Origin of the sequence: Sorangium sp. So ce726, assembly GCF_051521405.1 — a bacterium.
Taxonomy (GTDB): domain Bacteria; phylum Myxococcota_A; class Polyangia; order Polyangiales; family Polyangiaceae; genus Sorangium.
Window position 1 is genome coordinate 2,103,976 of the sequence record NZ_CP150349.1, and the last position, 14,798, is coordinate 2,118,773.

11 protein-coding genes are annotated in these 14,798 nt (G+C 70.5%); 8 read left to right on the top strand and 3 right to left on the bottom strand.

What is annotated here, in order from left to right; all coding sequences use genetic code 11:
- The first annotated feature begins 7 nt into the window (after window positions 1-7).
- The 3 genes from WME79_RS07945 (at window position 8) to WME79_RS07955 (ending at window position 3,994) form a co-directional block, all read left to right on the top strand.
- Complete coding sequence (locus WME79_RS07945; RefSeq protein ID WP_437539798.1) at window positions 8-709, top strand: hypothetical protein; 702 nt, start codon at window positions 8-10, stop codon at window positions 707-709.
- A gap of 144 nt (window positions 710-853) precedes the next feature.
- Entirely contained in the window at window positions 854-1,507 is a 654-nt protein-coding gene (locus WME79_RS07950) for a hypothetical protein (RefSeq protein ID WP_437534007.1), read from the top strand.
- 330 nt (window positions 1,508-1,837) lie between these two features.
- Window positions 1,838-3,994 (top strand): substrate-binding domain-containing protein, encoded by a 2,157-nt coding sequence (locus tag WME79_RS07955; protein ID WP_437534008.1) that lies wholly within the window; start codon window positions 1,838-1,840, stop codon window positions 3,992-3,994.
- A 29-nt stretch (window positions 3,995-4,023) separates the two neighbouring features.
- On the opposite strand, the gene WME79_RS07960 is transcribed toward WME79_RS07955, so the two are convergent.
- From WME79_RS07960 to nrfH, 3 genes are all read right to left on the bottom strand, one after another.
- Complete coding sequence (locus tag WME79_RS07960; protein WP_437534009.1) at window positions 4,024-5,349, bottom strand: M28 family metallopeptidase; 1,326 nt, start codon at window positions 5,347-5,349, stop codon at window positions 4,024-4,026.
- Between the two features lie 458 nt (window positions 5,350-5,807).
- On the bottom strand, window positions 5,808-7,226 hold the full coding sequence (locus tag WME79_RS07965) for an ammonia-forming cytochrome c nitrite reductase subunit c552 (protein ID WP_437534010.1): 1,419 nt from the start codon (window positions 7,224-7,226) through the stop codon (window positions 5,808-5,810).
- Between the two features lie 30 nt (window positions 7,227-7,256).
- Window positions 7,257-7,775, bottom strand: coding sequence for a cytochrome c nitrite reductase small subunit (gene nrfH, locus WME79_RS07970; RefSeq protein ID WP_437534011.1), 519 nt, complete (start codon window positions 7,773-7,775; stop codon window positions 7,257-7,259).
- A gap of 294 nt (window positions 7,776-8,069) precedes the next feature.
- Between nrfH and WME79_RS07975 the strand changes: the two genes are divergently transcribed.
- The 5 genes from WME79_RS07975 to WME79_RS07995 all read left to right on the top strand — a co-directional run bounded on the left by WME79_RS07975 (window position 8,070) and on the right by WME79_RS07995 (window position 14,636).
- A complete protein-coding gene (locus WME79_RS07975) occupies window positions 8,070-8,948 on the top strand; it encodes a phytanoyl-CoA dioxygenase family protein (protein WP_437534012.1) in 879 nt (292 codons plus the stop codon).
- 8 nt (window positions 8,949-8,956) lie between these two features.
- The gene (locus WME79_RS07980) at window positions 8,957-10,096 is read left to right on the top strand and encodes a hypothetical protein (protein ID WP_437534013.1); all 1,140 of its coding nucleotides are present in this window, start codon (window positions 8,957-8,959) and stop codon (window positions 10,094-10,096) included.
- Between the two features lies 1 nt (window position 10,097).
- Window positions 10,098-11,342 (top strand): MFS transporter, encoded by a 1,245-nt coding sequence (locus WME79_RS07985; RefSeq protein ID WP_437534014.1) that lies wholly within the window; start codon window positions 10,098-10,100, stop codon window positions 11,340-11,342.
- A 194-nt stretch (window positions 11,343-11,536) separates the two neighbouring features.
- Window positions 11,537-13,492, top strand: coding sequence for a M1 family metallopeptidase (locus WME79_RS07990; protein WP_437534015.1), 1,956 nt, complete (start codon window positions 11,537-11,539; stop codon window positions 13,490-13,492).
- A 133-nt stretch (window positions 13,493-13,625) separates the two neighbouring features.
- Window positions 13,626-14,636: a P1 family peptidase gene (locus WME79_RS07995; protein ID WP_437534016.1), complete on the top strand. Its 1,011-nt coding sequence runs from the start codon at window positions 13,626-13,628 to the stop codon at window positions 14,634-14,636.
- The last annotated feature ends 162 nt before the right edge of the window (window positions 14,637-14,798 follow it).

A 14,798-nucleotide genomic window follows, 5' to 3' on the forward strand; every position in this document is an offset into this window, starting at 1 on the left:
CGGCGTGATGCGCTGGCTTGCGGTCCTTCTCGTCGCTTGCGCCGCCGGGTGCGGGGTGAACCCGATCCCGGAGCCGCCCTTCGAGCGGCCGCCGGCGCTCGCCGGCGACGTCGTCGGCGCGGTGTGCGACGAGTGCGACGGTGCCCCGCTGGAGCTCACCGGCGCGCCCGGGAGCGTGACCGACGCCGACGTGGTCTGGGCGGTGAACCTCGACGGGACCGCGCCCCCGGTCGTCGCGCCGGTCGCGGGCGACGGCAGCTTCACGCTCGACATCGACGGCCTCCGGGGGAACGAGCTGCGCATCCAGGCGCGGCGCGGCGCGCTGCGCTCCGAGCCGGTGGACCTCATCGCCGGGGCCGGCGCCCTCGAGCCGTCGCCTCGCCCGCTCGCCGACTGCTTCGAGGTCGAGCGGGAGCTCGCCCTGCCCGAGACGGCTATCGGCGCGACGTCCGGCCGCGCCATCGCGCTCGCGCACGCCTGCGGCGAGCCGCTCGCGATCGACAGGATCGCGCTGCGCGCCCCGGCGCCCGAGTACAGCCTCGAGGGAACGGCCGCTCCCGTGGTCCTCGAGGCGGGGCGCGCCGAAGAGCTCCGCGTGGTGTACCGGCCGACCGAGGCCGCCGCGCGCGAGGAAGTGGCGCTGATCGAGGTGTCTTCACCGGAGGTCTTCCGGCGGGCGGTGACGCTCTTCGTGCCCGGCGCTCCCTGAGTCGATTCCAGCTCTCTGCTCCTCCGGGAGGCTCGAGACGGGCCTCGAGGGGGAGGTGCATCTCCCAACCCACACGAGAAAGATACGGAGACCAACATGCGAGCCTGTGCCTTGTTGCTTCTTGCGGCCTCTTCGATCGTCGGAGTGTTCGGCTGTGACCCTCCCACGGGCGGCGGCGGCGGGGCGTGCCCGGATCCGAGCGATCCGGGCGTCCACTACGTCTCTCAGGATCCGGACGAGTGCGCGCTCATCGACTTCGTCTGCGCGGAGGGACAGCGGCTGATGACCGAGCCCGGGTGCGGCTGCGGCTGCATCGACGAGGAGCCGCCCCCTGCGTGCCCGGATCCGAGCGATCCGGGCGTCCACTACGTCTCTCAAGATCCGGACGAGTGCGCGCTCATCGACTTCGTCTGCGCGGAGGGACAGCGGCTGATGACCCAACCAGGGTGCGGCTGCGGCTGCATCGACGAGGAGCCGCCCCCTGCGTGCCCGGATCCGAGCGATCCGGGCGTCCGTTACGTCTCCCACGATCCGAATGAGTGCGCGCTCATCGACTTCGATTGCTCACCGCCCGAGAAGCTCTTCGGCGGCGAGTGCGGCTGTGGCTGCGTCGGGCCCGCGCCGGAGACCTGCCCTGACGCCGCGGATCCGGACGTCCGCTACGTCTCTCACGATCCGGAGTACTGCCACCTCGTCGACTTCATCTGCGCGCCGGGAGAGGCGCTCTTCTCGGACGAGTGCGGCTGCGGCTGCGTCGGCTCGGACCTCCCCGTCGGGCGCGCTGGTCAAGGCAAGTGACCGCGCCCGCGGCCTGCCGCCCTGAGAAGGGGGCTCGCGCGGCCGCCCTGCGCGCTCCGCGGGGAGAGCCCGCCGCGCCCTGAAGCGCTCCCATCATCGACCTCGCCCTCCTGCGTGGGCTCCCCGCGACCATCGATGCACGGCCGTGCTGCGCAGCCGGCGCCGCGCGTGAACGTCGGCGGAAGCGGCCGCTCCGGATTGTTTACATGCGCGCACCTGTCGCGGCGCGCGGGATCGCGCGGCGGTCCGTCGACGCGCGGAACTTCCTGAGTTGTTTCATCGAGGACGGTGATAGGCTCGCCCGGGGATGAGGGGGCGAACGCGACCGGGATGAAGACTGGGCCTGTCGATCAGCGCACATCAAAGGTGATCGGCGTCGCGTCGGTCTTCCTCGACAATTCCTTCAACGCCACGGCCTTTCGCGGCATGCACCGCGCCGCGCGAGCGCGGGGCTACGAGCTCCTGCTCATCTATGCGACGCCTCGGCGCGTCTTCGAGCGCGGCGTGGCGCTTCGCCATGTGGACGGCTGGATCGCGATGTACAACATCGACGGCCTGGAGGAGCTGCTCTCTGACGGGCAGCCTGGCGTCATCTTCTGCGCGCCCCCGCTCGGGACGCGCTGCCCGGTCGTCCGCGCGGAGAACCACGATTCGATTCACCTGCTCGTCGATCACCTCATCCGGCTTGGACATCGCCGGATCGCGTACATCGGCATGACGGGGTCGGACGATTTCCACGAGCGGAGCAAGGCATTCGATGAGGCGCTGCGCGCGCGCGGGATCGAGGCCGATCTCAACCTGCTCTCCGAGTTTCACGAGTGCACGATCTTGTATACAGAGCAGCGCTTCCACGAGCTGCTCGAGCGCAATGGCAAGTTCTGCACCGCGCTCGTGGCGGGCAACGACGAGATGGCGATTGGCGCCATCAACGCGATCCGGGCGCACGGCTACCGCGTTCCCGAGGACATCGCCGTGGTGGGGTTTGACGACATCAACGCTGCCCAGCACTGCGATCCGCCGCTCACCACGGTACGGCAGGACCCGGCGCTCCTCGGGAGCATGGCCGTCGAGCGGCTCATCGATTTGCTCGACGGCCTCCCCTTTCGTGAGCTCGTGACCCGCGCCCCGGCCGAGCTGGTGGTGCGTCGCTCGTGCGGAAGCGGCCGCGCCGCGTGGAACGCCGCGCCGGTCGGGCCAGCGGTCGAGTCGCCGGAGGGCGACTGGCCGCGCGCGCTGTCCCGGCAGATGAGCCTCCTCATGGATGGGTGGGGGCGCCCGCTGCTCGACGACGCGTCCCTCGGCTGGCCCGAGGCGGAGGTGATCGCGCAGGGCCTCGGCGCAGCGCTCGCCGGGGAGGAGCCGCTGGACGTGGGGACGCTCCAGAGCGCTTTCGCCGCCGGGGTCGCGCAAAACGACAAGATCGAGGTCCTCCTCGCGGTGGTGAAGCTCGTCGAGCAGACCGCCGCGCGGCGGCTCGCCGGCGCGCCGGAGCCGGAGGCCGCGCGCCGGGTGGAGACGTTCCTCGACCGCGTGCGCCTCTCGCAGCAGCGGGCCCTCGCCGCGTGGGAGCGGCGGAACGTGAAGAGCCTCGAGCGGCTGGTCCGCGCCAAGGTGCACATGAGCAGGCTCCTCGCCTCGAAGCACGCATGGACCCAGGAGCGCCTGGAGTGGCTGGCGCAGACCTCCATTGGCATCGGGTGCATCGCGCTCTGGGCGGATGCGGCGGGCTCGGCCGAGCCGGCGCTCCTCGTCCACTCCGTGTACCCGTACGATATCGACTTGACCGCGCTCGTGGGGCACCGATATCCGGCCGGCGACTTTCCGCCGCCCGCCCTGCGCGCGGCTGCCTTGCCGGACGAGCCGAGCGGCTATCTCCTGCTGATCCCGCTCGTGAGCGCGAGGCGCGACTGGGGGACTCTGGTGCTGGGAGGGCTGCACCTGGAGAGCTTCGTGGACAACCTCCATCCGCTGGCCATGTGGGTGTCGCTCCTGATCGCCGCGTTCGAGCACCACGACATGGAGGCCACGCTGCAGGCGGAGCGCGACATGCTGGCCGCCGCCTACGAGCGCGAGCGCGCGCTGGCGAGCACGGTGCGGGAGCTCGGCTGTCCCGTCATCCCGCTGCTGCCCGGGGTGCTGCTCATCTCGCTGATAGGCGCGATCGATACCGCGAGGGCGCAGCAGATCATGGAGGCCGCGCTCTCTGGCGTCGCGCGAGAGGGGGCCCGGTGGGTGCTGCTCGACGTCACCGGCGTGCCGTACGTCGACGAGGCGATCGCGGGGGCGCTGGTGCAGACGGCGCAGGCGACGCGGCTGCTCGGCGCGCGCGTGAGCCTCGTCGGCGTCGGGCCCAGGATGGCGCAGGGCATGGTCGGCCTCGGGATCGAGCTGCACGACATATCCATCTTCCAGTCGCTGGCCGCCGCCATCAGCGAGCTGACCAGGCCAGAAAAGAAGACGAAGACGAAGGCGAGGCGGGCGGAGTAGCGCGGCAGGGCGCGCCGAGATCGCTCGAATTACTTCAACACGAGCTTGGCCGCCGCGCGCCCCGCGGCCTCGGTCAGCCGCCGCATGTAGTCCCAGTTGAGCTGATCGACCCGGTCGCAGCGCTGGTGATAACAGGGGTTGCCATCATCGCCGAAGAAGTTCTGCGATATGGCCACCGCCGGCGTATCGTAGCGCCAGAACGCCGAGTGATCGCTGCGGTTCGTGCAGGCGTCCACCCGGGTCAGGCCGAGCTCGCCGTGCGACGCGGCCTCCTCGACCAGCGCGGCCAGATCGGACGACGTGTTCTCGTTGCAGTGGATGACGTGATAAGCCCCGTCATCGTTGGAGTCGTAGCCCATCATCTCCAGATCCAGGACGCCGACCACCTGATCCATCTGCCCGTTCTGGTAGAGCTTGCTCGCGTAGGCCCGTGAGCCGAGGAGGCCGTCCTCCTCTTGATCGAAGGCCACGACGCGGAGCCCGATGCTCAGCTTCGCGTCCTTCAGCGCGTGGGCGATGGCGAGCGACGACACGATGCCTGAGCCGTCGTCGTCGGCGCCGGCGTTGCTCATGGAGTCGTAGTGCGCCGAGAGGATGAGGACGCGCGACGGATCGGCGCCGGGCCTGTCCGCCGTCAGGTTGACGCCCCGGCTCCAGCCGCTTCGATAGGCATGCTCCGCCACGGTGAACCCGATCGCCTCGTATTGCTGGCGCATCCAGGCGCGGGCCAGCGCGCGCCCGTCCTCGGAGCCGCGCTCGCGGATGACCGCCGAGCGGCCGTTGACGGTCACGGGCGCGGCGCCGGAGAGCTCCTTGAGCCGCGCCTCGAGGAACGCGGCGTCGATGTGGAGCTCGGGGAGCTCGGCGGCGTCGCCGTCGAGCGGCGCGCGCGTCCCGGCCGGAGCGCGGGTCCCCTGTCGCCCCGGAGCGCGCGACAGGACCACATCGTGCTCCCCGATCGGCTCCGCGTGAAGGCGGTGCGAGCCGAGCCAGTCATGGGGGTCGCGGCCCGTCGGGACGGCGACGGCGGCGATCCCACCGACGCGCGCGCGTTCGCCAGGGAGCGCCGCGCTGGGCAGCGGCCCCTCCACGAGGTAGAGCGAGGCCCCGCGCTCTTCTTTCAGAGTGACGCTCTGCCAGGCGTCATCGACGCTGGCGCGGGTCACGACGACCTGGCCAGTCTCCGTCGCGAGCCGGTTCAGGAACGTGCTGACCGTATCCTTGCCCACGTGCGAAACGTGGAACTCTCCGGCCGCCGGCGCGCCCGGATCTCCGGACGCGCACGACGTCGAGACGAGCGCAAAGGCGGCACCCAGCGCGGCGACGGCGCTTGAACGATTGCGGCAGGTTGTCATGGCGTCTTCCCCTTTCGGCGACACCGTACGGATCTCAAACGAATTATCCAAGCACTATCTCGCGAGGAGTCGAGCTTTGGATCGAATCGCGCTAAATGCAATGAGGGACACATGAGCGCTTCGCCGGAGCTCTCGAGTCATGGTCCAGCTCGTCAGGCCGTGAGCAACGATGACGAGGCCGCTCGGCCTGTTCGCGCAGACGCGCGGTCCGCTGGCGAGCGCTCCGGGTGGACTGGAGCAGGAGAGCGGGAGTGGAGGAGAGGTAGGCATTAACCAAGCTTCGCGCCGCGTTCTCCCACATCCGAACGTTTACGTGGTCGTGGACGTTTACGTGGTCGTGGTCGTGGTCGTCAACGATAAGCCGTGAACGACCACGACCACGACCACGACCACGTAAACGTCCACGTCCACGTCCACGTCCACGTCCACGTCCACGTTTACGTTTACGCTGGTTCGGGTCACTCCTCGGGGGGAGTGCCGTCGCGCAGAGAGAGCTGACCTCGGCGGCAGATGTCGATGGCCGACGCGAGGATACGCATCGCCTCCTGAGGCGCATGGAAGCCGGACGAGTTCTCGGCCTCGGCGAAGTCGACGAAGAACTGGCATTTCCGCTGCGCCGCGCGCGGACCCGCGAGCGCCTCGTCGGCCATCCCGGCCTCCTTCGCCCGGCGGATATCGCCGATGAGCGCGGTCACGGCGTCCATCGCCCGGTTCCGCGCCTCGAAATGGCGCGACTGGATCGTCTCCACGCGCTGCCGGAGCTCGTCCTCGGGCCACCTGTGGCACGTCTGGCACGCGCGGTTCACGTTGAGGAGCGGGCTCTGCACGTGGTGATCGCTGATCTTCGTCGCGCCGACCCGCTGGTACGGCATGTGGCAGTCGGCGCAGGCCACGCCAGAGCGGGCGTGGATGCCCTGATTCCACATCTCGAACTCCGGGTGCTGCGCCTTCAGCACCTTCGCGCCCGACTCCGCGTGCGTCCAGTCCGAGTGGCCGTTCTCCTCGTAATAGGCGTAGATCTCGTCGACCTTGAGGCCCTTCGCCCACGGGTACACGAGGCGCTTCTCCGGGCCCTTGAAGTAATACTCCACGTGGCACTGGCCGCAGACGTACGAGCGCATCTCCTGGCGCGTGGCCATCGTGTTGACGTCGTAATTGGCCTCGCCCATCGACGCCTTGAGCGCGCGGATCCCCTCGATGAACCCGGGCCGCGTCACGCGGAGCTGCATCGACTCCGGGTCGTGGCAATCGATGCACGAGACCGGGTGCGTCACCAGCTTGCGCGCCTCGGAGAAGGGCATCTGGTTCATCGCCTCCCACCCGCGCATCAGGTCACCGCCGCCGAGCTTCTTGTACGGCACGTACACGGACGCATGGCAGTGAAGGCAAGTGCCCGGCTGTTTCGTCGCGATCTGCCGCTCGGTGTACACCTGATCCTCGAGCATGTGGGCGTGCCCGCGCTCCTCCCGGAAGTCGCGCGCGAAGGCGTAGCCGGCCCACAGCGTCTTCAGCCGCCCGTCCTCCTCGAGCTTCGATTGCGCGACCACGCTGCGCGGATCGGCCTCCGTCGGCGTGCGCGGCACCGCCTCGCTCCCGCCGAAGCGCGTGCGCTTCTGGTCGACCGTGCGCCGGTAGCCGTCGTACTGGAGGGGGAAGTTCTTCCCCCAGACGGCCGGGTCGTCTATCGTGTCGTCAAGCTCGACGACGCGATAGAACGGGTTCCTCGCCTCCTGCTTGTGCTCGAAGATGTTCACCAGCAGCGCGGCGATCCCGGCGGTCGCCGCCGCCGCGGCGAGCGCCGCGAGCGGCAGGTAGCGCCAGCGCGCCGGCCGCCTCGCGCTCTTCTGCGTGGATCCTTCGTCCTTCGGCTCCGTCATCGGTTCCATCCCTCGTGCAGCAGGCGTCCCTCAGTGCAGGTGGCCCACCGATTCATGGCAGCGCACGCACGAGAGCCTCGCGGCGCCGTGGTGCTCGCTGTCGATCGCATCCACGACGTCGCCGTGACACCCGCGACAGGCCTCCTCCGTGATGCGTAGATTGCTGGGCTTGATCCGGATCGGGTCCGGGAAGCGGCCCGAGGTGAAGGCGAAGGAGTGCCAGAACCCGTTCGACGCCTTCGTGGCATATTTCCCCAGGAACGTGTGCGGCGCGTGACAGTCGTTGCACCCTGCCACCGCCCGGTGGCTGGAGCGCTGCCACCCGGCGAACTGCTCGTTCATGATATGGCAGTTGGCGCACGCCGACGGATCGCTCCCCAGGTACGAGGCGCCCTTCGCATAAACGAAGGTGTACCCGCCGAGCCCGGCGGCCACGCCGAGCGCGACGCAGAGCGCGAGGAGCAAGGCCCCTGTGGAGCCGCGCCCGCCGCGCGCTCGCTCGCGCGCTGGCGGCTCCCCAGGTTCATCTCGCCGTTGCCCTTCCGTCATCGGATCTTGCTCGTCTGCCATCGGTCGCCGCACCGGTTCACCGGTTCATCGATCCTCGATCCTCCGCTTTGCAAGGCAGGTGCCGCCGCGTCTCGGCCGGAGCGGCGATCGGCGGCCTGGCGGCGGGGACGAGCCGACTCGGCGCGAGGGGCGACCGCGGGACGCCGCGGCGGGCCGGCGCGCTCGGCTGCAAGGCGTGCGCAGCGGTGCAGATTCCGCGCTGGCGGGCGCTCCCTGCGGCCGCTGTTCCCGCCGCGGCCCGACTGAGCTAGGGATCTGGCCAGGAGACGTCACGTGAACGCCCCGCGCGACACGCAGCCAGCCGCCGCCACGCCCGCGAGCGCTGGCCTGCCTCCAGCGAACCACCGTATCCGGCTGCCGGATTTCGAGCTCGGCAGCGAGCTCACGGCCGAGCAGCGGGACTTCCTGGACGAGCACGGGTTCATCCGCTTCCGCGGGTTCGAAGGTCGCGGCGCCGTGCGCTCGCTCGTCGAGGAGGTCGAGGCCGTGGACCTCCGGCTCGTCGGGGAGGGCAGGGCGCACATCAACGGCGTCCCGCTCCTCTTCGGCACGCGGAAGGACGGCTCCCGTTACATCCAGCGCATGGTGTTCGCGTCGCTCTTCGGCGAGCGCCTCCGCGCCTTCCTGCGCGACCCTCGATTCGGCGCCATCCTCGATGTGGCCGGGCCGGGTTATCGGATCGGCGATCGGGAGCGCGACGGGCTCGTGATCAACCATTACCGCCACGAGGAGGGGTCGACGTACCAGCGCCTCGGCTGGCACACCGACAGCCTGCGCGACATCTTCTATCTCGAGAAGCCGCGCCGGTACCTGAACGTCGGCTTCTATCTCGACGACTCGCCCCTCTCGAAGGGCGGCGTGCGGCTGATACCGTCGTCCCACCGACAAGGCCTCTTCGAGATGACGACCCGCAAGGCCTACTTCCTCGACCACCGGCCCGACCCGGACGAGTACGCGCTCGAGGCCGCGGCGGGGGACCTCACGATCCACGACGGCCGCATCTGGCACCGCGTCGCGCAGGCCACGGCCACGGGCGACGCCAGCCAGCGGCGCGTGATGTACCTGCCGCTCATGAGCGGGCCGCTCAAGGAGAAGCACGAGGGCAGCCCCACGCCCCTCTATTTCCGGCTGAAGCGGCTCGCAGGGTACTGAGCGCCTCGATGTCGATCACCATCGAGGAGGCGAAGCGCGGCGCGGATCTCACCGAGATCCTCGACCTGCCGCTGCGCCTCCACGCGGCCGACCCTGCCTATGTGGCGCCCCTCCGCCCGCTCGTGCTGCGGCGGCTCGACCCGCGAAACCCCTTCTTCCGCGACGCGCAGCTGCGCCTGTTCCGGGCGCGGCGCGGGCGCGAGACGGTCGGGACGATCTCGCTCCTCCTCGACGGTCGCCACGATCGCCACAGCGGCGAGCGCGCGGCGTTCTTCGGCTTCTTCGAGTGCGAGCGCGATCCGGAGGCGGCGCGGGCGCTCTTCGGCGCGGTGAGCGAGCGGGCGCGGGCGCTCGGCGCCACGTCGCTGCGGGGCCCGCGCAACGTGACGCGGGTGGAGGACATCGGGCTCCTGGTCGAGGGCTATGGCTCCCGGCCGCCGATGCTCGCGGGCCATCACCCTCCGTATTACCGCGAGCTCGTCGAGGCCGAGGGGTTCTCGAAGCGTTACGACATGCTCGCGTACGACACCCCGCTCGTCGACGCGGCGGGGCGCCGCCGCGAGCTCCCCGAGGCGCTGCGCCGGAAGGCCGACGCGGTGAGCCTCCCCGGCCTCGAGGTGCGCCGCGTCGCGGTTCACCGCATCTCGCGCGACATGGAGATCGCCCACGCCGTCTTCACCGAGGCGTACCGCGCCGTGCCGGAGGTCGTCCCGATGTCGCGCGCGGAGTTCGTGAACCTGGGGCGCGCGTTCGTCGCCCTGGCGAGCCCGCGCCTCTTGCAGATCGCGACGGTGCGCGGCGAGCCCGCGGCGTTCGCGGCGTGTTTCCCCGAGCTGAACGAGGCGTTCGCCGCGGCGCGCGGGCGGCTCCTGCCGCTCGGGTGGGCGCGCGTCCTCGGAGCGCTCCGCCGCGTCCGGACGGCGAGCTTCAAGCTGATCGGCGTCGTGCCGGCGTTCCGGTCGACGGGCCTCCACGCGCTCCTCGTGCGGCACGTCGTCGAAGGCCTCTTTGCGGCGGGGTACGAGCGGCTCGAGGCGTCGCTCATCCACGAGGACAACGCGGCGATGCGCCATATCGTGGAGTCGGCCGGGTGCGTGCCTTACCGGCGTTATCGCGTCTACGAGCGCCCGCTCGGAGGGAACAGGTGATATGACGACAGCTGCCCCGCACCAGAAGACGCCGTTCACGCCGTACCAGCGGCGGCTGTTCTGGTTCCTGAGCGTGGCCTCGTTCTTCGAGGGCTACGACTTCCTGGCGCTCACGCAGATATTGCCCAACTTCGGCGCGCAGATGGGCCTCTTGCCCCGCCACGAGGGGCTCCTCGTCGGGGTCATCAACTCGGGCACGATGATCGCGTATCTCCTCGTGCGCAAGGCCGACCAGTGGGGACGGCGGCGGGTGCTATCGGTCACCATCGCGGGGTATACGATCTTCTCCGTGCTGACGGCGTTCTCCCCGAACGTCTATGTCTTTGCCGTCTTGCAGCTCCTCGCGCGCATCTTCCTCCTCGGCGAGTGGGCGGTCAGCATGGTGTATGCGGCCGAGGAGTACCCGAGCGATCGGCGCGGGATGGTGATCGGCGTCATCCAGGCGTTCTCGAGCCTGGGATCCATCGTGTGCGCGGGCGTCGTTCCGTTGCTCCTCGCGACGCCGTACGGGTGGCGCAGCGTGTATCTCGTCGGCGGCGTCCCGCTCTTGCTCATCGCGGTCGCGCGGCGCGGCTTGCGCGAGACGGCGCGGTTCGAGCAGATGGCGGCCGAGCGGGCGGGGGAGGGGACGCCGCCGTTCACGCGCATCCTGCGCACGCCGTACCGCAAGCGGATGCTGCAGCTCGCCTTGATCTGGGGGCTCACGTACGTTTGCACCCAGAACGCGGTGACGTTCTGGAAGACGTTCGCGCTCCGGGAGCGCGGGCTCAGCGACGGCGAGGTGGGCGGCAGCATCACGTTCGCCGCGCTCGTCTCGATGCCGCTCATCTTCGTCTCGGGCAAGCTGCTCGACGTGGTGGGCCGCCGCAAGGGCGCGGTGATCATCTATGTGCTGGCGGCGGCCGGCGTGCTCGGCGCTTACTCGCTGGGCTCGCGGGGCGGGCTCACGGCCGCGCTGGTCTTCGCCATCTTCGGCGCCAGCGGGGTGCTCCCCGTGCTGAACGCCTACATGACCGAGCTCTTCCCCACGCACCTCCGGAGCGACGCGATCGCCTGGTCGAACAACCTGCTCGGCCGGATCGGCTACATGCTCTCTCCGATCGCCGTCGGCTTCGCCGCGGAGGAGATCGGCTGGGGACCGGCGGTGTCGGCGACGGCGCTCTTCCCGCTGGTGGCGCTCGCGCTCATCCTGTGGCTCCTCCCGGAGACGCGCGGCAAGGAGCTCGAGGAGACGGCGCGGGTATAGCCTGGTTTCGTGTCTCAGAAACCTGGCCAGGATGCTCGCTCGGAAGCTGGGGCTCGACAGCCCTGACTTCACTTCAAGCGCGGGGTGCGCCGCATCCTCGATCCGCTCCCTCCGTGCGAGGAGCACAAAACCGACGGGAAGAGGAGCCAATCAACGGAGGTCCACGGCGTCCCTCGCTCCATCGAGGTGTTCGAATGGACCTTGCCAGATCCCGCGCTGTCTACACGCTCTCGGAGCCGCTCAACGCCGCGCTCTGGATGCCGTGCCACAACACGCCCGAGGACCGCGCTTTCTTCTCCATCGACCTCGGGATGGGCGCACAGGAGACGATGATCGCGAACGGCACGCTCGTCTCCGACGAGCAGGGCGCGTCCGGCCGCCGCATGAAGTACGCGACGGACTACACGGTGCCCATCTACCTCATGGCCTTCGCGATCGGCGACTTCGAGGTCGAGGGCACGATGAAGGGGAGCCTCCCCGTCTCTGTCTGGCACCGGCGCGGCGTCCCGGGCGATTACGACCGTCTGCTCGACGAGGTGGTCCGCTCGATCGGCCTCTTCGAGGAGCTGCTCGTGCCCTATCCCTTCGAGAAGTACGCGTTGGTGCTCGTACCGGAGTTCGGCAGCGGCATCGAGAACCTCGGCATCACCTTCCAGGGGGAGTCCCGGAGCACCGCTCCGACCAGCTCCGAGGACCTGAGGCTCACGATCCACGAGCTCGGCCACCAGTGGTTCGGAGACCTAGTGACCGTCAAGACCTGGGACGATCTGTGGATCAAGGAGGGCATGGCGACATTGCTCGCAGAGGAGGGCGCGCGCCTCTACCTGGATGAGAGCGGCGAGGGAACGCTGAACGGCGACTCCTTCGCGGCCGTCGTGGACTCCCTCATCGTGGATCCGGACCGCGATCCCGACGAGAAGTACACGAGCGGACCTTACGACCGCGCCGCGTGGCTGCTCACCCAGATCCGGAGCCTCATCGGGGAGGAGCCTTTCTGGGGCACGCTGCGCGACGTCCTCAACGACCACCGATTCGGCGCCATCGGTACGGACGAGTTCCTCGGCGCCTTCGCGCGGCACCTCGGCCCCGACGCGACCGCCCGCGCCCGGCGGGCGCTCCGGGCCGACGGCGCGACGCGCTCGCAGGTGCTCGAGCCCGATCAGAGCGCGGACGTCGCCCCGCAGCAGGAGGGCGAGCTGCTGATCTTCGATCCGCTCGACCGCCACATCCCCTGGTTCTACCTTGTCGACTCCAGCGTGGACCCGGACGACCCCGCGGCGCGCTTCTCCTCGTTTCGCCTTCCCACGAGCCCCTTGCAGGTCGCGAACCTCCTCGAGGCCGGCGGCGTTCACCAGACGGCCGCCCTCAATGTCGGCTTGCCGGAGCCCGTGGCCCCGGGCGCGTTCGCGGCCTTCCTCGACGGTCTCGACGCCGAGGACGCCAAGGGCATGGCGGTCGCCGCAGCGTGCGTCAGGGCCGCGGATCCGGCGCTGGATCCAGCGCTGCGCGCGGCGTGGTCGAGCGCGCTCGCGCCGCTGCTCGCGGGGCCGCCCTTCGCGCGCTGGACCGAGTTCACGCCGTGGCTGGAGTACGGGGCGTGCGGCGAGGTCATCGACGCGCTGGCGCTCTACGCGGACGAGTGGTCGGCGCTCGCGGCGGGGCCGCCGGCCGGCGACCTCTCCGACGCGCACTTGCAGTTCCTGTACAACTTCGAGCTGCCGCGCGAAACGGTGCTATCGGCGTGGGGGAACGTCGCCAGGCAGTCCAGCTCGCTGCGCGCGCGCTCGCTCGCCATGTCCAGGATCCGTAACGATATCGATCGAAATCGGCCGGAAAACGTCCCTGCCCTCCGCGCCTTCTTCGCCGAGATCGTGGCGTCCACGGAGGTGCTCGATCTCCTCTACCAGGCGCTCGACGGGCTGAGCCTCACGAAGGCGCCCACCGCGACGGAGAACGCGGAGGCCCTGGCCGCCCTGCTCCAGCAGCTGCGCACGGCGTCGACGACGCCGCTCGATGATTTTGCGGTGTGCGTCGCCCACGAGCTGACGCAGGGCGACGCCGCGGCGTGGAGCGAGTTTGTCGGGGGCCTCGACGGCGTGGAGCTCTCCGCCTATGCCGCCGCGATGCTCGCGGACCCGTCCGGCTGCTGAGGACGGCGCCGCGCCTCGACCCATCCGATACGTCACCAGCAGGCGCAGGAGCCCGCCAGCGCTGCGCGGCCGTGTGCCCCGCGACGGCCGCGGCCGGATGGCGCGGCTCCTCGGGGCCATGGACAATGAGCGCATGCCTCCCGGCGCTCCCGCGTCCGCCTCCCCGCGCCCCGGCGCGATCACCGACGTCGCCGGCATCGAGGTCGGCCATTTCACCGACAGCCGCCGCCCCACGGGCTGCACCGTGGTGCTGGCGCGCGAGGGCGCCGTCGCCGGCGCGGACGTGCGCGGCGCCGCGCCTGGCACGCGCGAGACCGACGTGCTCTCACCATCCAACGTGGTCGAGCGCGTGCACGGCGTCCTGCTGGCCGGCGGCAGCGCCTGGGGCCTGGACGCGGCCTGCGGCGTGATGCGCTGGCTGGACGAGCGCGGCGTGGGAATGGCCGTCGGCCCCGCCCGCGTGCCCATCGTGCCCGGCGCCGTGCTGTTCGACCTGGCGCTGGGCGATCAGCGCATCCGTCCCGACGCCGACGCTGGCTACGCCGCCTGCGAGGCCGCGTCGAGGACGCCGCCCGCCGAAGGCAATGTGGGGGCCGGGGCCGGCGCTGTGGTCGGCAAGATCTTCGGCTTCCACCGCGCGATGAAGGGCGGCATCGGCACCGCCTCCGTCACCGTCGGCGGCGTGACGGTGGGCGCCATCGTCGCCTGCAACGCGCTGGGCGACGTCGTCGACCCGGAGACCGGCGAGGTGCTCGCCGGCGCGCGCACGGAGCGCGGCACGCGCCTGCTGGACACGCGGCGCGCGCTGCTGCGAGGCGACACGCCCAGGCCCATGCTCGCGGGCAGCAACACCACCATCGGCGTGATCGCCACGGACGCCGTGCTCACCAAGAACCAGGCTTGCCGCCTTGCCACCGTGGGGCACGACGGCCTGGCGCGCGCGATCAACCCGCTGCACACGCTCTCCGACGGCGACGCCCTCTTCGCGCTGGGCACGGGCGCGTCCGGCTCGACGCTCGGCATGATGACTCTATGCGTCATGGCGGCCGAGGTGTGCACGCTGGCCGTGGTGCGCGCCATCCGCGCGGCGCAGGGCGTGACGCTCGGCGCTGCGCACCTGCCGGCGGCGGGGGACCTGGGATGACCCGGTCGACGTCGCGCTGAGCTCGGTCACGGCGCAGCGTTCGAAGCCGCGACGCGTCCTCGTACTTCCACTACGCTGGTCAGATCCACGGAGGGGTGACGGTGGCGACCATGGATCTGCCGGACGGAGCCGCTGCGCGAGGGGCCTCCGCGGCCGCGATCC

Coding starts and splice junctions, on each gene's coding strand:
- WME79_RS07945 (WP_437539798.1), top strand. CDS start 8: ATGCGCTGGCTTGCGGTCCTTCTCGTCGCTTGCGCCGCCGGGTGCGGG.
- WME79_RS07955 (WP_437534008.1), top strand. CDS start 1,838: ATGAAGACTGGGCCTGTCGATCAGCGCACATCAAAGGTGATCGGCGTC.
- WME79_RS07960 (WP_437534009.1), bottom strand. CDS start 5,349: ATGACAACCTGCCGCAATCGTTCAAGCGCCGTCGCCGCGCTGGGTGCC.
- WME79_RS07965 (WP_437534010.1), bottom strand. CDS start 7,226: ATGACGGAGCCGAAGGACGAAGGATCCACGCAGAAGAGCGCGAGGCGG.
- nrfH (WP_437534011.1), bottom strand. CDS start 7,775: ATGACGGAAGGGCAACGGCGAGATGAACCTGGGGAGCCGCCAGCGCGC.
- WME79_RS07980 (WP_437534013.1), top strand. CDS start 8,957: ATGTCGATCACCATCGAGGAGGCGAAGCGCGGCGCGGATCTCACCGAG.
- WME79_RS07985 (WP_437534014.1), top strand. CDS start 10,098: ATGACGACAGCTGCCCCGCACCAGAAGACGCCGTTCACGCCGTACCAG.
- WME79_RS07990 (WP_437534015.1), top strand. CDS start 11,537: ATGGACCTTGCCAGATCCCGCGCTGTCTACACGCTCTCGGAGCCGCTC.
- WME79_RS07995 (WP_437534016.1), top strand. CDS start 13,626: ATGCCTCCCGGCGCTCCCGCGTCCGCCTCCCCGCGCCCCGGCGCGATC.